This window comes from Shewanella sp. GutCb, from assembly GCF_002836135.1.
Classification (GTDB): domain Bacteria; phylum Pseudomonadota; class Gammaproteobacteria; order Enterobacterales; family Shewanellaceae; genus Shewanella.
In genome coordinates, this window is the sequence record NZ_PJBL01000105.1 from 189,960 (window position 1) to 210,011 (window position 20,052).

The 20,052-nt window shown below is 44.7% G+C and carries 19 protein-coding genes; 9 read left to right on the top strand and 10 right to left on the bottom strand.

Annotation, left to right across the window (positions count from 1 at the left end; genetic code table 11):
* Window positions 1–69 precede the first annotated feature (69 nt).
* Complete coding sequence (locus CXF86_RS20950; RefSeq protein WP_101090075.1) at window positions 70–729, top strand: 7-cyano-7-deazaguanine/7-aminomethyl-7-deazaguanine transporter; 660 nt, start codon at window positions 70–72, stop codon at window positions 727–729.
* A gap of 959 nt (window positions 730–1,688) precedes the next feature.
* On the opposite strand, the gene CXF86_RS20955 is transcribed toward CXF86_RS20950, so the two are convergent.
* Both CXF86_RS20955 and CXF86_RS20960 read right to left on the bottom strand, forming a co-directional pair.
* Window positions 1,689–3,824: a sensor histidine kinase gene (locus tag CXF86_RS20955; RefSeq protein WP_102039946.1), complete on the bottom strand. Its 2,136-nt coding sequence runs from the start codon at window positions 3,822–3,824 to the stop codon at window positions 1,689–1,691.
* Between the two features lie 22 nt (window positions 3,825–3,846).
* Window positions 3,847–5,229: a sigma-54-dependent transcriptional regulator gene (locus CXF86_RS20960; protein WP_101090077.1), complete on the bottom strand. Its 1,383-nt coding sequence runs from the start codon at window positions 5,227–5,229 to the stop codon at window positions 3,847–3,849.
* A gap of 279 nt (window positions 5,230–5,508) precedes the next feature.
* On the opposite strand from CXF86_RS20960, the gene CXF86_RS20965 reads away from it, so the two are divergent.
* From CXF86_RS20965 to moaA, 6 genes are all read left to right on the top strand, one after another.
* A complete protein-coding gene (locus CXF86_RS20965; protein WP_101090078.1) occupies window positions 5,509–6,321 on the top strand; it encodes an ABC transporter substrate-binding protein in 813 nt (270 codons plus the stop codon).
* Window positions 6,318–7,025, top strand: a complete 708-nt coding sequence (locus tag CXF86_RS20970; protein WP_101090079.1) for an ABC transporter permease — start codon at window positions 6,318–6,320, stop codon at window positions 7,023–7,025. The genes CXF86_RS20965 and CXF86_RS20970 overlap by 4 nt, the downstream gene beginning before the upstream one ends.
* The gene (locus tag CXF86_RS20975) at window positions 7,025–7,753 is read left to right on the top strand and encodes an ABC transporter ATP-binding protein (protein ID WP_180961133.1); all 729 of its coding nucleotides are present in this window, start codon (window positions 7,025–7,027) and stop codon (window positions 7,751–7,753) included. The genes CXF86_RS20970 and CXF86_RS20975 overlap by 1 nt, the downstream gene beginning before the upstream one ends.
* Before the next feature lie 94 nt (window positions 7,754–7,847).
* On the top strand, window positions 7,848–8,462 hold the full coding sequence (gene mobA / locus CXF86_RS20980; RefSeq protein WP_102039948.1) for a molybdenum cofactor guanylyltransferase MobA: 615 nt from the start codon (window positions 7,848–7,850) through the stop codon (window positions 8,460–8,462).
* Entirely contained in the window at window positions 8,459–10,255 is a 1,797-nt protein-coding gene (locus CXF86_RS20985) for a bifunctional molybdopterin-guanine dinucleotide biosynthesis adaptor protein MobB/molybdopterin molybdotransferase MoeA (RefSeq protein ID WP_102039949.1), read from the top strand. The genes mobA and CXF86_RS20985 overlap by 4 nt, the downstream gene beginning before the upstream one ends.
* Window positions 10,256–10,275: 20 nt before the next feature.
* Entirely contained in the window at window positions 10,276–11,262 is a 987-nt protein-coding gene (gene moaA / locus CXF86_RS20990) for a GTP 3',8-cyclase MoaA (RefSeq protein ID WP_102039950.1), read from the top strand.
* A 299-nt stretch (window positions 11,263–11,561) separates the two neighbouring features.
* Here moaA and CXF86_RS20995 read toward each other — a convergent pair whose 3' ends face one another.
* Together CXF86_RS20995 and CXF86_RS21000 are read right to left on the bottom strand one after the other, a co-directional pair.
* On the bottom strand, window positions 11,562–12,080 hold the full coding sequence (locus CXF86_RS20995) for an FRG domain-containing protein (protein ID WP_102039951.1): 519 nt from the start codon (window positions 12,078–12,080) through the stop codon (window positions 11,562–11,564).
* Window positions 12,081–12,130: 50 nt separating this feature from the next.
* Window positions 12,131–12,352 carry a hypothetical protein gene (locus CXF86_RS21000; protein ID WP_102039952.1) on the bottom strand — a complete coding sequence of 74 codons (222 nt, stop codon included), beginning with the start codon at window positions 12,350–12,352 and terminating at the stop codon, window positions 12,131–12,133.
* Window positions 12,353–13,150: 798 nt separating this feature from the next.
* On the opposite strand from CXF86_RS21000, the gene CXF86_RS21005 reads away from it, so the two are divergent.
* Window positions 13,151–13,603 carry a hypothetical protein gene (locus CXF86_RS21005; protein ID WP_101090085.1) on the top strand — a complete coding sequence of 151 codons (453 nt, stop codon included), beginning with the start codon at window positions 13,151–13,153 and terminating at the stop codon, window positions 13,601–13,603.
* A gap of 55 nt (window positions 13,604–13,658) precedes the next feature.
* Window positions 13,659–14,474, top strand: coding sequence for a bifunctional DNA-formamidopyrimidine glycosylase/DNA-(apurinic or apyrimidinic site) lyase (gene mutM / locus CXF86_RS21010; RefSeq protein ID WP_101090086.1), 816 nt, complete (start codon window positions 13,659–13,661; stop codon window positions 14,472–14,474).
* Window positions 14,475–14,483: 9 nt separating this feature from the next.
* Here mutM and CXF86_RS21015 read toward each other — a convergent pair whose 3' ends face one another.
* The 6 genes from CXF86_RS21015 to CXF86_RS21040 form a co-directional block, all read right to left on the bottom strand.
* A complete protein-coding gene (locus tag CXF86_RS21015) occupies window positions 14,484–15,158 on the bottom strand; it encodes a TVP38/TMEM64 family protein (protein ID WP_232775012.1) in 675 nt (224 codons plus the stop codon).
* Between the two features lie 35 nt (window positions 15,159–15,193).
* Entirely contained in the window at window positions 15,194–16,687 is a 1,494-nt protein-coding gene (locus CXF86_RS21020) for a capsule assembly Wzi family protein (protein ID WP_102039953.1), read from the bottom strand.
* Between the two features lie 10 nt (window positions 16,688–16,697).
* Window positions 16,698–17,180, bottom strand: a complete 483-nt coding sequence (gene coaD / locus CXF86_RS21025) for a pantetheine-phosphate adenylyltransferase (protein ID WP_101090088.1) — start codon at window positions 17,178–17,180, stop codon at window positions 16,698–16,700.
* Window positions 17,181–17,336: 156 nt separating this feature from the next.
* Window positions 17,337–18,011, bottom strand: a complete 675-nt coding sequence (locus CXF86_RS21030) for a TIGR01621 family pseudouridine synthase (RefSeq protein WP_101090089.1) — start codon at window positions 18,009–18,011, stop codon at window positions 17,337–17,339.
* A gap of 56 nt (window positions 18,012–18,067) precedes the next feature.
* Window positions 18,068–19,324 carry a sensor histidine kinase gene (locus CXF86_RS21035; RefSeq protein ID WP_180961134.1) on the bottom strand — a complete coding sequence of 419 codons (1,257 nt, stop codon included), beginning with the start codon at window positions 19,322–19,324 and terminating at the stop codon, window positions 18,068–18,070.
* A gap of 49 nt (window positions 19,325–19,373) precedes the next feature.
* Window positions 19,374–20,051, bottom strand: coding sequence for a response regulator transcription factor (locus CXF86_RS21040; RefSeq protein WP_101090090.1), 678 nt, complete (start codon window positions 20,049–20,051; stop codon window positions 19,374–19,376).
* Window position 20,052: the final 1 nt, after the last annotated feature.

Below are 20,052 nucleotides of genomic sequence, written 5' to 3' on the forward strand. Positions count from 1 at the left end.
TAAAATTATAGCGGTTATCGCTATTGCGGGTTCCCTCACCCCGCCCGATTTATTAAAAAAGGCCACAAGATGTTGATGTTATCTCCGACGCAGGTTCGCCGCGCGTTACTGCTTTTAGCAGGCTTTCACATAGTGATTATTTGTACCAGTAATTACTTGGTGCAATTACCCTTTCAGATCTTCGAACTGCATACCACATGGGGCGCTTTTAGCTTTCCATTTGTTTATCTTGCGACCGATCTTACCGTCAGAATTTTTGGTCAGCAGGCCGCCAGAAAGATTATTTTTCTAGCTATGCTCCCCGCACTCGTCATCTCTTACTTAATGGGTGTGGTGTTTCATCAAGGCAGCTTTCAAGGTGCAGCAGCCCTGCTAGAATTCAACAGCTTTGTATTTCGTATCGCCTTTGCAAGCTTTGCAGCCTATTTTATAGGTCAGCTTATGGATATCTTTGTATTTGCCAAGTTAAGACAAACGAAGTCTTGGTGGGTTGCCCCAGCGGCCTCAACCATCATAGGCAACCTTGTTGATACGATCGTCTTTTTCTCTCTGGCTTTTTACGCCTCAACAGATAGTTTTATGGCTGCTAATTGGCCTGAGATTGCCAGTGTTGATTATGGTTTCAAGCTCATCGTTAGCCTGGGTCTATTTTTACCGGTTTACGGTCTGCTATTAAAAGTACTGCAAGAGAAAATTTTGCAGGAGACCGGTCGTAAAACCTTGCTATAGCGCCACTCTCGGCTCAGCAGCCTGACTATAATTTAGCCTTTATATTCACCTTCACCTCATTTTTTGAGAGATATTATCGGTGAACAGGCTAAATGAATGAGTGTGGAAAATATGCTCGCTCGATGGCGAAGTCACCGACTTAGAATTGACGAATAAATTGCAGATGTATTTTACAGCTGACTGGGCGGAATGTTTCTAGAAGATCTCGGATAACGGTATTGAGTAAAATAAAACTCACTTGCAAAAACGACTCGGAGATAAAAATTAATAATAAAACTTGCAAACACAAATGAGAATCATTACTATCAATGTGCGTTCCAAAACTCAAGTTAATCTATAAAGTTCTCATCATCTTTATACTGCAACGAGTTTTCTATTAGTTTTTAGCACGACATTGCTCACACACTCTTAAGTGGCCGGGAACTATTCCCCGGCTTTTTTTTGCCTTAAATTCTTATGCGTTAATATATCTACCACTACAAAGTAATTTAAAGCATTGTTAAATATGGATATAAACAGACTGCTGTAAGCTTATCTCAATTAATTAACCGCAGAGTAGAAATAAAGCTTGCAGACCCAAGTGATAATGATTATTATTTAGATGCGTTCCAAGAACTCATCAAGCTGTAAGGAATCTCATCTCCTTTAAGCCCGAGTTTGCAAAGCACGACATTGCTCACACACTCTTTTGTGGCCGGGATTTTTATCCCGGCTTTTTTTTGTCTAAAATTTCAATCTTGCTATGTGAATAACGACTGCCTGCACCATTGCTCACACACTTTTTATTAGCCAGGATTTTTATCCCGGCCTTTTTGTCTAAAATTTCAATCTTGCTATGTGAATAATGACTCGCCCTCCAGCCCGACCGGGCCGAAACTGCACCACATTGCTCACACACTTTTTATTAGCCAGGATTTTTATCCCGACTTTTCATTATTTAAATGCTGGCACTGAGCGGATTATTCCTCGAACTCGGGGCGATGGCCGTGTAATTGTAAGCCTTCGTAGGGGGTATTTGTCTGTTCTTCTACGGCGGTATGATACAAACCAATAGTGAACAAACTGCCTTTACCTACCGTTGAACTCACTTCAATAGTGCCACCAATACGCTTAATAATACCGTAGCTTAATGATAGTCCTAGACCAGTACCATCTTTACGCGTGGTGTAGAAAGGGTCAAAAATGCGATTAAGTTCCTCTTCGGGAATACCTTTGCCCTCATCTTCAATCTCTATTTTAACTCCAACAAGCTCACCACGTTGTACCCAGTCGTATGTACGGATCCATATCTGACCCTTATCATCAATTGCATGGGCGGCGTTGACCACAATATTAATCAATACCTGCAATAATTGTGGGCGGTTAACTTGAACAGGATAACTCGCATTAAGCTCCTGTCTTAGAATTACTTTTTGCGTTTGTATCGAGTGACGAACTAGGACTAACATCTCTTCAATAATCGGTGTAATTTGATGCATTTCCAGTGGGGCATTGAACTCACCCGGCCGGCTGTACTGCAACAAACTCCTAATAATAGTACTGATACGCCCTACTTGCTGGATCACCAATTCGATCTCTTCTTCGACGGCTTCAGCCTTATCACCTAATTCGTATTTTAACAGCTCCATGTTGCCGAGGATCACGGCGGTAGGGTTATTAATTTCGTGGGCGATGCCCGCAGTCAACTCACCTAACGCGGTTAATTTTTCATTGATCACCAGCTGTTGACGGGTTTCATTAAGCAAGGCAACGTTCGCTTGCAGCTCTTCCGTTTTTTCCTGCAGGCTGCGAGTGCGCTCTTCAACTTTGACTTCCAGTTGCTCTGCAGCGGCTTGGATCTGAGTATTGCGACGTTGTAACAGATCCAGCATACGGTCGAACTGTTCAGCAAGATTCGACAGCTCATTGCCGCTATCTAGGCCCAATGAACCAATACGTAAGTCACGCCCAGATTGCACCGCTTTTACAACATGATGGATGCGCTCAATGGGTTGCAATAAACTGTAGGCTCCGCGATAAACCAACCAGCCAGAAACCAATAACACCAACATTAAAATAGTACCGAGTTCGATAATATTGAGTAAATAGTTATGGATAAAGGGAGATTCAGAGAATCCGGTATAGATCATACCGATACGTTTACCTTGCACGTCCTTTAAAGGGGCATAAGCCGAGATAAACCAGTCATTAAATACAAAGGCGCGATCAACCCATAACAGGCCTTGATTTAAGACTTTTTCACGTACCTCTGATGACACTAAACTGCCGAGTGCTCTGCCACGTTCCTCATCTCCTTTGGGAAAAAAGTGCAACGGGACGTTGGTGCTAATACGAATATTATCGAGAAAGATGGTCACTGTGCCGATGGAGCGATCGGGCAATGTTCCCTTGTCATAAACGAGATCACGAATATGGTCGACAATACGACTATCTCGATTTAATAAAATACCACCATCTAAGTACCAAGCCACATTGCCTGATGCGTCCGGGATAGGCAGCAATGAACGACTTAATAAACCGCGCTTCTCTTCCGTCTTGACTGGCTCCATCGCTCTTTGCGTTTTCATCACCGTCACTTTGGCTTGTTCCGCCAGAACAGGATCAATACGAGAAAGGCGACTGGGTGATAACACCATTAACCCAGAAAATGGTTCGTGACCCTCAATATGAGGTAACATTTGGCGTATGTCAGGGTCTGCCGCCGCTTCAGCGACAGTGATCAAACGTAAGAAGTCTAAATCGATATCAACTTTAGCCAAAGTGAGTTGCTGTCTCAGCTCTTCTCTAGTCAATTTCCCATTGAAATTTAGCTTTCTGAAGTCATTTTGAAATGCCCAGGATTCCATTACCAGTTCAAGTTGCTTCTCTTGAATGGTTTGCACTGAAATAAGGGTATTGTTAGCCACCGTTAAATCAGCTTTTACTTTCATAAAGAGCTGCTTTCCTGTGTAGCTTATATTCCAATAGATGGTAATAAACACTAGGCTAACCAGTGTTAACAAAATCGGTAGCAGGGTCAGAATAAGAATGCGATAGCGCACCTTTGCCTGCATCTGCTGCCAGCTAACACCGAATATATTGGAAAAAAATGACACCTAAACTCTCCTGACTAACGCGTTATTCTTCAATGTTCTTTTCGCCGCCAAACCACTCTTTGTACTTGCGGTCTAGCGTTTTACGCGACACGCCAAGATCTCTGGCTGCCGCTGATTTATTACCACCGTGTATATCCACAACTCGAGTCACGTGGTCACGCTCAACATCCTTCAAGGCCCATTGCAGCGGATAGCCTGATTCGACAACCATCTCAGCCTTAGGCTGAGCTTTCCAGTACTCGGCAGGTGGTTTGCCGAGTAATATACAGCGTTCAATCATATTACGCAGCTCGCGGATATTACCAGGCCATTCGTGTTGTTGTAGTTTAAGCAAATCTTCATGACTCCAAACCACCTCTTTAACCCCAAGTTCCGCGGCCAATTGGCAGGTAAAGTGATGTGTCAGCTCAACGATATCTTCCGGTCTATCTCGTAGTGGCGGAATGACTATATCGAGGACATTTAAGCGATAGTAGAGATCACGTCTAAAATTACCCGCCTCGACCTCTTCAGATAACTTACGATTAGTCGCCGCAAGCACTCGGACATCAATATTGATCTCTTTCTCACTGCCCACGGGTCTTATGGTTTTCTGCTCTAATACGCGCAGTAAGGCAGTTTGCATTTTTAACGGCATCTCACCGATTTCATCAAGGAAAAGAGTGCCACCCGAAGCAAAGCTAAACAGTCCTTCACGGTTCCCCTTTGCCCCCGTAAATGCGCCTGCAGAATGACCAAATAATTCACTCTCAAGCAGCTCTGGCGCTATCGCACCACAATTGACCGGGACAAATGGCCCTTGGCGTCCGCTTAATATGTGTAATTGTCTAGCCACCAGCTCTTTGCCGGTTCCCGACTCACCTTCGATTAACACTACGGCATTTGTCGGTGCGACGCGCGCAATGACATCTTTGACCTCAGTCATGGCATCGCTTTGGCCAATAATGGTGGACGATTGATTGAATGAGACTTCACGGCGCAGCATTAAATTTTCACGCTTCAATAAGCGTCGCTCAATACAGCGGTCAACCGCTTTCATCATTTGCTCGAGATGGAAGGGTTTCATAATAAAGTCTGACGCGCCAGCACGAAGCGCTTTGATGGCTACGTCCATATCGGCATAACCCGTCATAAAGATGATGTCAGAACGTCTCTCTTGATCATTGAGCGCTTCATGCCATTCAATACCTGATCGGCCAGGCAAGCGAATATCGACAATCAGCAGATCAAAATGACAACGCGAGCGCAGTTGTTCTGCATCCTCAACACTGGAAGCGGTTTCTACCAATGCAAATTTCTTGGCGAGTGCCTTTTTCAAAAAACTGCGCATACCAGGCTCATCGTCAACAATTAGTACCGATACAGCGGAAGGAAGTGGCTTCATATCATTTACTCTCTGGTTCATCTTGTCTTAAACAGGACATTTTGACTCATAATGAATAAAGTCTAACACCTAAGTGGTAAAAATAGGTCACTATGAACCACGGTTTAGTGATGTTGGGACATATTGTCTGAATGATTTTGGATAAGCATGGGAGCAAGCTCACACTTAAACGACTGATGTGATACAAAATCATCAAATTTAAAAATGGCATTAAACTTGCTCTTAAACAGACAAGTGATTTCACTTCCCAGCGGTGACTCAGGTATAGAGTGACCCATATATATTTGCCAAGGAGTAAAAATGTTAAACCTTAAACGCGTTATTGGTCTTGCTGTGACTGCCGCATTATTTGTTGGAATGCCAGTTCAAGCCAATGAAGTTATTAAGCTAGCAACCACAACCAGTACTGAAAACTCAGGTTTGTTAAACAACCTTTTACCGACTTTCGAAGCCGAAAGCGGTTATAAAGTACAGGTAATTGCAACCGGAACGGGTAAAGCCCTTAAGCTTGCTCGCCAAGGTGATGTTGATGTTGTAATGACACACGCCCCCGCTGCAGAAGCCAAGTTCGTTTCTGAAGGTTATGGCAGACTTCCACGCGGGATAATGGAAAATGATTTTGTTATCCTAGGCCCAAAAAACGATCCCGCTAACATCCGTTCTAGCAAGTCAGCAGAAGCGGCATTTGCCAAGATAGCTAAATCAGATACACCGTTCATTTCACGTGGTGACAACTCTGGCACTAATATGAAAGAACTTATTCTTTGGGGCAAAGCCAATGTTAAGCCAGAATTTGCAGGCTATACTTCTGTAGGCCAAGGCATGGGTAAAACACTATTAATGGCAAACGAATTACAAGGTTATACTTTATCTGACCGTGGTACTTTCGTGGCATATTCGGGTAAAATAGGCCTTGCAGTAGACTTTGATGGTGGTGAAGCTCTGGCGAATCCATACCAAATCATGCTGATTAATGCAGACAAGTACCCTGACTTAAATCATAAAGGGGCTAAAGCATTAAGCGACTGGCTGATCGGCGCTGAAGCGCAAACGATGATCAATAACTATAAAGTTAAAGGTGAGCAATTGTTCAAGGCAACATATAGCGAATGAATGAAGGCTGGTTAGCCCTAACACAGCAGGCGTTAAGCCTGCTGTTTTCATTGGATCCAGAAGTCTGGTCCATTATATCGGTATCTTTTTCAGTATCATTGGCTGCATTAGTAATTACTTTGCTGCCTTCAATGGTGCTCGGCTTCATATTGGCCTTTTCTCGCTTCCGTGGTCGCTGGCTCGTCACTAACTTGATTCAAACCCTGCAATCTATTCCCACCGTTGTCATCGGATTATTGGTCTATCTTTTGTTAACCAGAATGGGGCCGCTTGGCGATCTGAAATGGCTTTTCACCCAACAAGGCATGATTTTAGGGCAGATGATGATTTGCGCACCCGTAATTGTCGCCATGAGCCAAGCCGCTTTCACCAGTGTTGACCGCCGTGCTTGGGAAACCTCTCGAACATTAGGCGCGCCTTGGTACAGCGCCATTTGGACCGTCTGCAGAGAGCTTAAAGTACCACTATTATTAACTATAATCGCCGCATTTAGCCGCATCCTTACCGAGGTAGGCTGCTCGATGATGGTCGGTGGTAATATTGCTGGCGTCACTCGAAATATTCCAACCGCTATCGCCTTAGAAACCAGCAAGGGCGACTTTGCTCAAGCGATAGCGCTTGGGCTGGTACTGTTAGTATTAGCACTAGTGCTAAACTTTGCCCTAGGTACCCTAAGAGGCAAGGCCGAGCCGAGGAGTCATTAATTAGCATGGCAAAAATTATTGCACAAGATCTTGAGATGCGTTTCGATGATAAGCATCTGTTTAGCGCTCAAGAGCTTATTTTTCCGCAGAAGCAAGTGATCCACCTACAGGGTGATAATGGCAGCGGGAAAACCACATTAATGAAATTACTTGCAGGACTGATTAAACCCAGTCAAGGCCAAGTGCAGGCCGTCGGTTATTCACTGGCGCCATGGTGGCGTAGTAATGCTATTGTTGGTAAAGCGCTATATCTGCATCAGCACCCCTACCTTTTTGATGGGAGTGTGCTTTATAACCTGACTTATCCTTTAGCATTCTCAAGCGAAGATAAGGCAAAGCTGAGTGCACGCACTGAACAAGCAATTGAAATGGCCCAGTTAAGCCATCTATTAAGGCAATCTGCCTCTAGTTTATCTGGCGGTGAACGACAGCGGCTTGCGATAGCGCGAGCCTGGATTGTCGAACCCAAGCTGTTGATGCTCGATGAGCCAACGTCAAATATGGATAAGCATTCTCAACGACTTGTGTTGCAGATGGTCTCAGATCTAAAACAGCAAGGCACAGGAATGATTATTAGTAGCCATCAATCATGTATGCTGACGCAAATCTGCGATCATGCGTGGCTAATCGACAATAACAAAATTAGCACCAATGACATGGTGCATGCAGCAGCACCGACTTTAGCAGTCCATATCAATCCCAACATGTTAAACAGTATGGTCAAATAGCCTTGCTAAAATTGCTACCGCGCCAGCATTAAGTTATGGAGCGACGGAGTATGATTGCTATTGTTACGTAAGCTGCAACTAATAACAGGAATATGTGATGACAAAGATCGATGCAGTGATCCTCGCCGGCGGAATGGCCAGACGTATGGGTGGCAATGATAAAGGCTTAGTTGAATTAGAAAACCAACCGATGATCAAACATACAATTGATAGGATTCGACCTCAAGTTAAGGAGATCCTGATCAACGCAAACCGTAATCAAAAGGTGTATTCTGAATTTGGCTTTCAGGTGATAAGTGATCAAGATACAGGCTACTTAGGCCCATTAGCAGGTATGATCACTGCGATGAGTCACACACAAGCAGACTATTTGATGGTTGTCCCCTGTGATTGCCCATTGCTACCCACAGATTTGGTAGCCAGAATGCTAGCGCAGTTAATCGCTGAAGATGCAGAGCTTGCAGTGGCTAGTGACGGTAAACGTGAGCAACCCGTCGTCATGTTATTAAAGCCCAGCTTACGCACGTCAATGAAAGCATTCTTAGATGCTGGCGAACGCAAGATAGATTTTTGGTACGCCAAACACAATTATGTTGTGACAGACTTTAGCGACCAACCAAATGCCTTTATTAACGTGAATACGCCAGAACAAAAACAGCAGCTTAGCGAAGCCATCGCCAACGAAAAGAACAACCAGAGGTGTAAATGAGCATACCTTTTACGAATCCGCTACCTATCCCTGTTCTCGGATTTTGTGCCTATAGTGGCACCGGTAAAACCACATTATTAAAGCAATTAATCCCTGAGCTTAATCGCCGTGGAATTCGACTTGCCGTCATCAAGCATGCTCATCACAACTTTGACGTTGATATTCCGGGTAAAGATAGCTTTGAGATGCGTAAAGCCGGCGCCAAGCAGATGTTAGTCGCCTCTCATATACGCTGGGCGTTGATGACCGAAGATGCCAGGGATTCAGATCCTGAACTGCCTTACCTGCTCAAGCAGATTGAAACAGACAGTGTTGATATCGTATTGGTTGAAGGCTTCAAAAAATTAGAACTGCCTAAAATAGAACTCCACCGTGCCGCGCATGGTAAGCCGTTTATTCACACCCATGATGAAAATATTCTTGCTGTGGCGTGTTGCGATGACACCAAATTGCCAAGTGAGCTGCAGCGTTTAGATATTAATAACGTGGCGCAAATAGCTGATTATGTCAGTGACTACATTGCGGCGTGGAAACCCTGCCCAATCGACCTGCCTATGGCACCGAGCTGTGGTTGCGAACTCGATAACAGCACCACTCTGTCAGTACGCCAAGGCATCGATAAAATTCTCTCTTACGTCAAGCCGATCAGTACCACTGAATCAGTGGATTTGGACGAACTCGAAAATCGTATTTTAGCGACCGATGCTATTTCACCAGTCAATGTGCCACAACACACCAATTCAGCAATGGACGGCTACGCATTTAAGCTAGGCGAAGAGAACCAAGCCTATACCATGATGGGCGAAGTCATGGCAGGTCACGCTTATGCTGGCACTATTCAAGCGGGTGAAGCCGTACGCATCATGACAGGCGCTCCAGTGCCTGCTGGTGCCGACACCATTCAGCTACGTGAACTCGCCAACGAGCAAGACGGGAAAGTCGAGTTTGAAGGTGCTATGGCGTTAGGCCAACACGTAAGACAAGCGGGCGAAGATATAGCGCAAGGCGAAGCCGCACTAGCCGCTAACACTCGCCTGCATGCCGCCGAACAAGGTTTACTCGCCTCATTAGGCTTTGGCGAACAGCCCGTTTTCAAACGTCCAACCATTGCCGTGTTCTCTACCGGTGATGAAGTTTGCCAACCAGGCGAACCGTTAAAGCCAAACTGCATCTTCGACTCCAACCGCTACACCATCAAGTCGATGGCGAAGAAGCTCGGTTGTGAAGTAATCGATCTGGGCATTATTCAAGATTGTGAAGCCGCACTAGCAGAGGCTTTAACCAGTGCCGCTAAGCAAGCTGATATCGTGATCAGTTCAGGTGGCGTATCTGTGGGTGACGCTGACTACATCAAAACCGTATTGGAAGAAGTTGGTCAGATAAACTTTTGGCGTATTAATATGCGTCCTGGTCGCCCATTGGCCTTTGGTCAAATCGACAACAGCTTATTTTTTGGCTTACCAGGTAACCCCGTTGCGGTAATGGTGTCGTTCCTACAATTTGTTCAACCTGCTATCCGCAAACTTGCGGGAGAGCAAAACTGGACACCCACCATGGTGCCAGCAATCACAGAAAAACCACTGCGCAGCCGAGTCGGTCGTACCGAATTTATGCGCGGGATCTACCATCTGGCAGCTGATGGTAAGTTACATGTAACCACAACAGGTGCTCAAGGCTCAGGGATGCTTAGCTCTATGGTAAAAGGAAACTGTCTCATCGTGATAGGCGAAAAAGATGACCAGTTAAATCCAGGTGACACAGTTTATATCCAACCTTTTTCCGACCTTCTTTAAGGGTCATATAGGTAAGTAGTATGAGTTTGATCGTTGACAACTTTGGCCGGACAGTCGAATACCTACGGCTGTCTGTAACTGACCGCTGTGATTTTCGCTGTGTCTATTGCATGAGTGAAGATCCCTGCTTTTTAAGCAAAGAACATGTGCTAAGTCTTGAAGAATTAGCCTGGATTGGACAAGCCTTTACCGAGCTAGGCGTTAAGAAAATACGCTTAACTGGCGGTGAGCCTTTGGTAAGAACCGACTGTGATAAATTGGTAAAGCTACTCGGGAAATTGCCTGGTCTTGAAGAACTTTCGATGACCACCAATGGTTCTCGGTTAACCCGCTTCGCGCAAGAGATGCATGACTCAGGGCTTAACCGCCTCAATATTAGCCTAGATACGCTAAAACCAGATCTGTTTACTGAGCTGACGCGTAACGGCAAGGTCAACCGAGTCATTGCAGGTATTGATGCTGCACGCGCCGCTGGCTTTAAAAAGATAAAGGTCAATGCGGTTATTTTGCGTGGCCAAAATGATGATGAAGTACTGGATCTGATTGAGTTTTGTCGTGAGCGAGAACTCGACATCGCATTCATCGAAGAGATGCCGTTAGGCGTAATTGATGAGCGCAAGCGCAGTCGCCATTGCAGCAGTGAGGAGGTTCAGCAGCTCATTCAGCAGCGTTATCCCTTGCAGCTATCCAACCGCCGTACTGGCGGCCCGGCTCGTTACTACACTATGCCGGGCAGTGATATCCACGTTGGTTTTATTTCACCGCATAGCAATAATTTTTGCCACGAATGTAATCGAGTCCGCGTCACGGTTGAAGGCCGTTTATTACTCTGCCTAGGCAATGAGAATTCTGTCGATTTAAAAGCTATTTTACGAGAGTTTCCTGCTGATATCGAAAAACTAAAAGTCGCTATTCTAGACGGGATACAGCATAAACCGAAAGAACACCATTTCGACCCTAACGGTGAAACCCAGATCCTGCGGTTTATGAACGCCACAGGCGGATAACCGTTCTTGAACGGTGATATCGCTGATGGTGTTTGAATTAGCCGTTAGTGTTTGGCCGTTTCGATGAGTTATCAAACCGAAACCCGACGTCAAAAGCGTCGGGTTTTGCTTCTCTGGTAGTTGCTGGTTTGGGATGATTTTTGATTTGGTCACAGTGTAAAGGTTGGGTTTAATCCATAATGAGAGAGACAGAAATTAATTGGCAACAATATGCTCAACAATGTCCCTTTTAGTGGCTTAACACTTACGCATTGAAAATAATCAACTATATTTGGTCAGGTTAAAGCCTTACTAACCATTTATTTATAGTTATTAATATCAATACTAAAATTACAATATTGCGATGCTCCTGATAAATCAGGAAACAAAGTTGAAGGATTGATATTCATTCTATTTAGATATGCCATTGCATCACCTAAATTTTCACAAGGGATGATAAACTTTATAACATCCATATATTTTGAATCTTCTTGGTATGTTTTAAACCAATCTTCAATATCTACATTATTCGGGCCTCTAGTAAAAAGTCCCCTTTGACTAACTAATCTATCATTTTCATCTGACAATGGCTTAAATATCTTGATCGTAGGTTTATGGCCATTGATTGTTTTTATATTGTTATCTTTATTTATCTTGTCATTTATTTCTTTTACAGAGTGTTGAAATAAACAAAAAACAGAGCAATTTTTTGATTTTAATTCTAGTGCTTTCGCTATGGCAAAATAAAATGCCACAAATGGTGATTCACTCCAATCTAAAAGAGGAGTTAATAGTCCATGGTGCTGACCGAGTGCCCACCAGTCATTATCCCCGGTCATATTTGGAGGATTGGAGCCTCGCCGTCCACGAGTTTCATATTTAAAATTAGTTAAGTGCTTTCACGTAATTCAGATTCTGGTTTTTTAATAACTCTATCAAGCGTTGGCTCAAGAAGCCAAGTAGAATCACCATGTCCGCGATAAATAAATCCCGTATAATCAAGTAATTCATTATTTACGTAATCAGGAAACCACTTCCAAGAGCTTAATGTTACGGTAGAAATCCCACTTCCTTTTCCACTTTTAGTTACCCATCTTTTTGGACGACTCACTCAGATTAACTCCTTGATCTCTAATTGTTTACTCAGCAGCCAATAACGTTCTTGTTGCATACTTATTTGCCTCTACGGTAGCATCGCTAATTCATTATTGTAAATAATATATTTAAACCGTGAAAAAGAAAGGGCAGGCACATCCTTTCTGGACAAAATGCTGGCCTAAAACGCTCTAGTGTAGAAGCGAGTTATCTTCAGGAAAAAGGGGTTCCAATGACCTGCGGTCGGCGTATGTGCAGACGCAACTGAGGCACGCTTTGCGCCGTCCATGACCGCTCTGCGGTTTCATCCCTGAAACCGAAGGCCTCAGCTGCATCTACACTGGGTTATAAAAGCGCAAACTCTCGTCATTTAAGTTATCAAAAAACCCTTGAGATTATGCGTTTCTAATTTCAGTGAACATCATGATTCAAGTCCAACAAATCAAACTTACAGACAGCAATCTCCCCCGTTGGAAATTTTGCTTTTTAAATTTCGCCGGGGCGCTGAGGATTCGCCAAAGGGGACAAGCGCTTTCCCCTTTGGCTCTGGTGTGGGCGAAGCGCCACGACCTTTATCAAGCGGAGCTTGATTCGCTGTAATGGTGGGGTGGAATCTCACGACTTTGGTCAGGCGAAGCCTGATGCATTAGACATGTGGGCGAAGCGCCACGACGTTAGTTGTTAGACGAAGTCTAACTTAGAGGTCAGGCGCAGCCTGATGATCAAGAAGTCAGCCACCGTTAGCCAAATTTGTGGTTATACCAACTTGCAGATACACTTAAAATTATCAGATAACCAATTGAACTACATCGCCATGGCCCTATCCAGAAGAAAATGGAATACCATTATCATTCTAGCCTCTATTTTTATGATCTCAGTACTGACTGTGGTCGATGATAATAGCCGTGTGAAACCGTTGCAAACGCAAGCGCTGTTCGATCAATCAGCACCATTATCGCAATTACAACTGGGTGAGTATTGGTTGCAGAAACGTCAATCAGGTTGGCAATGTAGCGAAGAGATACTCAATTGCCTCGAATGGGCTAATGCATGGGAGCTGGTGCATATATCCGCCCTCGTTGATAATCCTGAAACGGTAGGTGAGCCAATAGAGTTAGTGATCCAAATCGACGATATCGATACGGCCCAAGTCTGGGTGCTATTTAGCAGCCAAGGCTTACTAAAGTCTCCCGCCGGCAACTGGTATCAAATTCCTGCCAGCTTACGAGAACAACTCAGCCCCATCATTCGTGCGCAAGCTCATTAATACGATGAGTATAATCAATCATCGAGATCTCACAGCGTAAAACAAGAGAGCCTAAATGCCAGAATTACCTGAAGTTGAAGTCACTCGACAAGGTGTATCACCCTATTTAGTTGATAATGAAGTCACCGACTTAATTATTAGAAATGCATCACTTCGCTGGCCAGTGCCTGAGATTGCTAAACAGATTATTGGTCAAACTGTCCGTAATGTTCGCCGTCGGGCAAAGTACTTACTGATCGACACCGACGCTGGCACCACCATAGTCCACTTAGGTATGTCTGGTAGTTTACGCATACTGTCCGCTAACAGTCCGGTCGAAAAGCATGACCATATCGATTTGGTGCTCGCAAGCGGTAAAGTACTGCGCTATAACGACCCAAGGCGTTTTGGTTGCTGGTTATGGAGCGAACTACCAGAAGAGGCCCATCCGTTGTTATCGAAATTAGGGCCTGAGCCGCTTGAGTCAGGTTTTCATGCTAATTATTTAATCGCGGCGTTACAGAATAAGAAAAAAGCGATTAAGCTGTGTTTGATGGACAATCATATTGTAGTGGGTGTGGGTAACATTTATGCCAATGAAGCGTTATTTGCGGCGGGGATCCATCCACAAGCCGAGGCGGGTAAAGTGGATGCCGAACGGATAACGATTCTGGTCGCTGAAGTAAAACAAATTCTCGCCCGCGCCATTGAGCAAGGTGGCACCACGTTAAAAGACTTTACTAATGCCGATGGCAAACCAGGATATTTTGCGCAAAAGCTACATGTCTATGGGCGAGGGGGCAAAACCTGTACTCATTGTGGTCACTTGCTCAGTGAAGTGAAGCTGGGTCAACGCGCGACCGTGTTTTGCAGTATTTGCCAGCAGCGCTAATCACGGCACTCAATCTTGCTCTTTAACCGCCTGTTTAAGCTCTTTACCGAGTCGGGTGCGATAAAGGTATAAGCCAATCAATAGCGCCACGGCAAATAAACCCACGCTCAATTGCAAGTGATGTTCATCGCTAAGGCTAACCCCAGCCCCTGCAAAACTAAAAATGAACATTTGTGGCAGAAAGCCAATACCACTGCCGACAAAAAACTGCCATGGACTAACACAAGTGGTGCCTGCTAAGAGGTTGGTAATGTAATTACTGCCGAGTGGCAACAAGCGGAACATCAACGCTTTAAGCCAAGTTTTGTGGATGATCAACGCTTCAAGCCGTGCTAATTTTTGCTCGAAGCGACGTTTAATCTGCTCACGAAAAACAAAGCGGGAAAAATAGAATAAAATAATGCAGCCCATTAAGGCCGAGATAGTGGCAAAGATTGCACCATTTATACCACCGAGCGCATAACCAAAAGCAAATGCTAGTACTTGCCTAGGCCCGCCAATACAGGAGAACAGCGCTCCCATTAATACCAGCTCAGAGACGGCCGTCGAACCATGCTGTTCGACGTAATCAGTAACCCACTGACTATCACTTAAACGCTGAAAAAAACCTTGTTGCACTGCAACGCCGATTAAAATGGCGATAAATAACAGTCCAAGCAACCTCACGGCCAGTTTAATATTCACGGGGTATCGCAATACAACAGACGTCAGTCAAACCGCTAGAAACGGTATTCATAAGCACCAAATAACGTCGCGTCTGTTTCTTTGTCTTGCGTCTCAAATTCCGATTGAGATACCGTTCCACCTACGCTCATCATGCCCTGCCACATCGGCATGCGATAGCTAAGCTCTAGCATCAACAAATCCTCTTTGGGAGGCTGAGGAGCCCAATCGATATTCGCATTAGCACCATCTTTATTAAGTTGGGCGTAACGCAGTAAAGAGGTAAAGCCTTTGCTATTGGCGAATTGGCCAATTAGACCTAATACATACACGTTGGCGTCACTGTCATAAGTGCTACCCAGTGCACGGCCATAATAACGTGAACCACTTTTGTAAGTTGAATGCTCGTAAAAACAGTTAAATGCATTTTCATCTTCACCACAAAAAACCATGGTGTCGGTATATTCAAAAAACAACTTGTACTGTTGACCATCAAAGTTGAAACGCGTGTCTGCGCCAAACATAGAGCCACAATCGACGATATCCCAAGGCATGGAGCCCTTTGAATCTTCGCAAGTTCTTTCGTAGTAAAGGCCAAACGGGACGTTATACCAAGTATCACTAAAACGTATATCGTAGCCTGCTATTTGGTTACCATAATTGGTACAGCCGCCGGCTCCCTCATTACGGCAATCTTTTTGACCGGTAATGGATTTAAAGGCACTTTCAAAAGAACACTCTTCCCCATCACCACAGAACTGGGTTGTCCAAGACACACCAAGCTCTAGCTGACGAAACGGACGCACTGAGCCACGCAAGTTCCACATCAGCGTGTTGGGGACTGCACGCTCCTCTTCCATCCTGCTAACACCCGCAGTAAAGTTCCACGGCCCAATCCAAGATAACCAAGGTGTTTCAAATGCTTGAGCATTATTGCGACTCAACATCAGTGAAGGCATTGGTCTGGCGTTATTGGACTTGTGCAGTGAAGAGTCAAATCCAGGTCCCCACCATTGCTCAACCGCGCCAAGTGTCACCATCCAGTTACCCATGACCATCGCAAGATAGGAATCATCGAAACGTAGCGATTTATCATCGGCAGGATCGTAGTTAGCTGACGTGGAAACTTTATAAGCAAATCTATCGCCCAAGTACTCGTATGATGCAGTCGCCTCACCTTGTTCTCTATAATCAGAGCCAAAATGTTGGAATCTCGCGGCATCACTGGCAGCAGCAAACTTGATACGGGTATTGCCACGATTGCCGACGGCATTACGGTAGTTGAAGTTCACCCGAGAGAATGCGTCCACTAAGGCAGGCGAAAGTGTTGATGGCTCAATGTTAGCCAAATCATCACCGATACCCGACCACATTAACGGATAGGTATTGACGGGGACCGTAATCACACCTGCATCGGCCAATGCTTGAATATCGGCTCGTAAATAGATATCGGATGTATCCACCCAAGGGGCTGCGCTAATGATGGCAGAATAACAAACGGCAAATAGTGCCAACAGCCTAATATTGATCAATAAAACACGCTTTATCATGGTCGGAGTCTTAACCTTTTTCTTTATTCATTAGTGCATTAGCAACTTCAGCATGGACAAACTGGCTCACATCACCACCGTGATGAGCAACCTCTTTAACCAGAGTCGAAGAGATAAACGAGTTCTCCTCTGCTGGGGTTAAAAACACACTTTCTAGATCGGGGCTAAGACGGCGATTCATATTCGCCAATTGGAATTCATACTCAAAATCTGAAACAGCTCGCAAGCCTCGAACTAACACACTAGCTCGTTGCTCTTTGGCAAAATCCACCAGCAGCCCTGAAAAACCAACCACTTCCACATTATCTAAATGTGCTGTCACTATTTTTAATAGTTCCACTCGCTCACTCAGCGTAAAGCGCGGCTTTTTAGAGGGGTTAGCAGCAATGCCAATAACAACATGTTTAAATAATTTGGCAGCACGCTCAATAAGATCAGCATGACCATTAGTCACGGGATCAAATGTTCCTGGGTATATGGCTCGTTTATGCACAATTATCTACTCATGTTTAGTGTTAATTATACGCCGATTAAGGCTTAACTTTTCAGGGCACTATCCTACTCGTAATCCACTAGATTGTGAATGTGTAAGCTTAGATATTCCTTAAGTCCTGCATATTTCAAACTTAGCGTTGAAAGACAAGTAAATTTACTTCGCTTTAGGCCAGTTCAAACTTTCGGGCTGCGACCACAGTGCTAACTGCTTAGAAAATGCTTCACTATTAAAAGCAACACCGGATTGAGGAGGCATACTGAACTGGTAGGCTTTATTTTTATAGTTAAAGTACAAACTGTAGGCATGCAGATAGCCTCTATCTGATGCCGCACCACCATAGAGTTCGTCACCTAAAATTGGCACCCCAATACTGGCTAATGCCACTCTAAGCTGGTGAGTTTTACCGCTTAACGGTTTAAGTAAATAAAGGCGTAAACCGTCAGCTACCGATTGTGAAAAGAATTGAGTGATTGCAGGGTTAACCGTGGTGCGCAGTAATTTGTGCATGCTGCGGCGTGACTTGGCCATATCGCCAATGACCCAACCTTGTTTCTTTTTGGGCTTGCCTTGTGCCAGTGCCAAATAGTACTTTTGAATTTTGTGTTCACTGAATTGACGGGTAAATTCAGCTGCTGCAGCTGATGACTTGGCTAAAATGAGCAAGCCCGACGTCAATGTGTCTAATCGATGTACCGAATACAGTTTTATACCCAGATCTAGCTCAGCTTGAGCAACAACCCCAGCGGAACCATCTTGACTGTGGAAATGGACGTTGGCCGATTTATTGATAATAATAAAATCGGCTTCGTCAGCAATAACTTGATACATAAAGAGAAAACCCTACCAAACAGACAAAATGTTTTAACAACCAACAGGTATGGGTATCAAAAAGTAATTTGCACTTTAAGCCCCGGTTGGTTATCCATTAAGGCGATTTTAGCATTATGGCGCGACAGAATCGCCTTAACCATAGATAAACCTAAACCGGTACCTTTATGATGTCTGCTTGGATCTAAGCGGACTAAGCGCTCGAAGACTTTATCGCGTGAGCCTGCGGGGATCCCTGGGCCATTATCTTGAATTGAAATAACATTGCGGTTTTGCGAAATAATGATCGTTGCACCTTCACCTGAGTATTTAATCGCGTTGTCGACCAAATTAAATAATGCCTGGAAAAGTAAATACTTATCACCGCTAACGCTAAACTCTTCACCGGCCATTAATTTAAGCGACTGGCCATTATATTCGGCCATCACCTCTGCCATCTCAAATAGATCTCGGCAGATATGTTGCAAACTCAGTGACTGTAGTTCTAATGTTTGCTGGCCCTCTTCTATTCGAGTGAGCGACAGCATGGCGTCGAATGTCGCCAAACAGTGATCAAGTTCTTCAGTGATGATAGCGCAACCCTCAGCTAATTCCTCTTCAGGCTTTTCTGGCAACTGCTCTAAGCCGATACGCAAATGAGATAGCGGTGTACGCAGATCATGCGCAATATTGTCCGTCACGCCGCGCACCGCCGCGAGATTTTTTTCTAAAGTATCTAACACTCGGTTAAATTGTTGTGCCAGCATATCAAACTCATCTTGCCGCCAACTAACAGGTAATCGCGTCGAATATTGCCCTTGTTCCACCTGTTCACTCAGTCGATTATATTGCACTAATCTCCGCAAAATAGCCTTGGAAAACAGATAGCCAAGCGCTAACGTTAATACAACTGTTAACATTAACGCGGTAATCGCCGCATTGGTGAATTTGTCGATTAACGTCCCTAACTGATCCACTCGAGTCGCAACCAATACCGGGCCATAACGTGTCATCACCATGCCACCAGTAAGAATGTGCAATTTATCGGCTCCGCCCTTAAAAACGGGAAACTCACGTTTTTCGGGCAGCATAGGCATGTCTTTGGGGATCATGCTTAATGAGCCAATAAGATCGAAGGAGTTGCGCCATACGATTAAGGCGACTTTAGGGTCGGCACTGCGGACTTGCGTAGCAAAACTGTGCCTATCAAGCGTGAGTGCCATCTGTTGATAGCGGGTTTTCTCGGCATTGAGGTGTTGATCGAGTTGAAACTCTTGTTCATTAATCAACTGACGATACATCCCCAATAGCAAGGTGCCAATAATCACCGTCACCAATGCAGAGAAAATAATCGTAATGCGCCACGCACTACTTTGGTATGGCTTAATGCCCTTGGCGTAGGCGATAACCAGCCCCTCGGACGGTTTCAATCAACTCACCATGGCCTAACTCTTCAAACTTACGTCTAAGCTTAGCAATATGTACATCGATAACATTGGTACGTGGATCAAAGTGATAATCCCATACTGCTTCAAATAACAGTGTACGACTTATGACTTGATTCTCATGTTCCATAAGGTATTTTAGTAACTGAAACTCTTTAGGCTGTAGCAAGATCTCTTGCCCGTCCAATGTGACTTTTCGGGTCAGCAGCTCAATCGCCAATGGGCCAACATTTAAGCTGGTCACCATGGGTTGTGACTCACCGCGTTGCATCAACTTTTCGGCACGCACCAATAGCTCAGAAAACGCAAATGGCTTAGTCATATAATCATCGCCACCAGCGCGTAAACCTTTAACGCGTTCATCCACATGACTCAATGCCGATAAAATAAGTACTGGTGTTTGGCTGCCCGTCGCACGCAATGCTGCTAATAGCTTAAGCCCGTCAAGTTGGGGTAGCATGCGGTCTAAAATGATCAAGTCATACTTCATGCTGGTCGCTAGCAGTAATCCTTGGTGACCGTCGGTGGCCGTTTCAATATTGTGCCCCTGCTCAATAAATCCTTTTACAACGTATTCGATGGTAGTCGCATCGTCTTCAACCATGAGTATTTTCATG

Bases quoted from the DNA above. Each gene is read 5' to 3' on its own strand.
- CXF86_RS21040 (WP_101090090.1), bottom strand. From the start codon at position 20,051: ATGAAAATACTCATGGTTGAAGACGATGCGACTACCATCGAATACGTT.
- moaA (WP_102039950.1), top strand. From the start codon at position 10,276: ATGAGTTTGATCGTTGACAACTTTGGCCGGACAGTCGAATACCTACGG.
- CXF86_RS20950 (WP_101090075.1), top strand. From the start codon at position 70: ATGTTGATGTTATCTCCGACGCAGGTTCGCCGCGCGTTACTGCTTTTA.
- CXF86_RS21005 (WP_101090085.1), top strand. From the start codon at position 13,151: ATGGCCCTATCCAGAAGAAAATGGAATACCATTATCATTCTAGCCTCT.
- mutM (WP_101090086.1), top strand. From the start codon at position 13,659: ATGCCAGAATTACCTGAAGTTGAAGTCACTCGACAAGGTGTATCACCC.
- CXF86_RS20970 (WP_101090079.1), top strand. From the start codon at position 6,318: ATGAATGAAGGCTGGTTAGCCCTAACACAGCAGGCGTTAAGCCTGCTG.
- CXF86_RS20960 (WP_101090077.1), bottom strand. From the start codon at position 5,229: ATGAACCAGAGAGTAAATGATATGAAGCCACTTCCTTCCGCTGTATCG.
- CXF86_RS20995 (WP_102039951.1), bottom strand. From the start codon at position 12,080: ATGACCGGGGATAATGACTGGTGGGCACTCGGTCAGCACCATGGACTA.
- CXF86_RS20985 (WP_102039949.1), top strand. From the start codon at position 8,459: ATGAGCATACCTTTTACGAATCCGCTACCTATCCCTGTTCTCGGATTT.
- CXF86_RS21020 (WP_102039953.1), bottom strand. From the start codon at position 16,687: ATGATAAAGCGTGTTTTATTGATCAATATTAGGCTGTTGGCACTATTT.
- CXF86_RS21030 (WP_101090089.1), bottom strand. From the start codon at position 18,011: ATGTATCAAGTTATTGCTGACGAAGCCGATTTTATTATTATCAATAAA.
- CXF86_RS20965 (WP_101090078.1), top strand. From the start codon at position 5,509: ATGTTAAACCTTAAACGCGTTATTGGTCTTGCTGTGACTGCCGCATTA.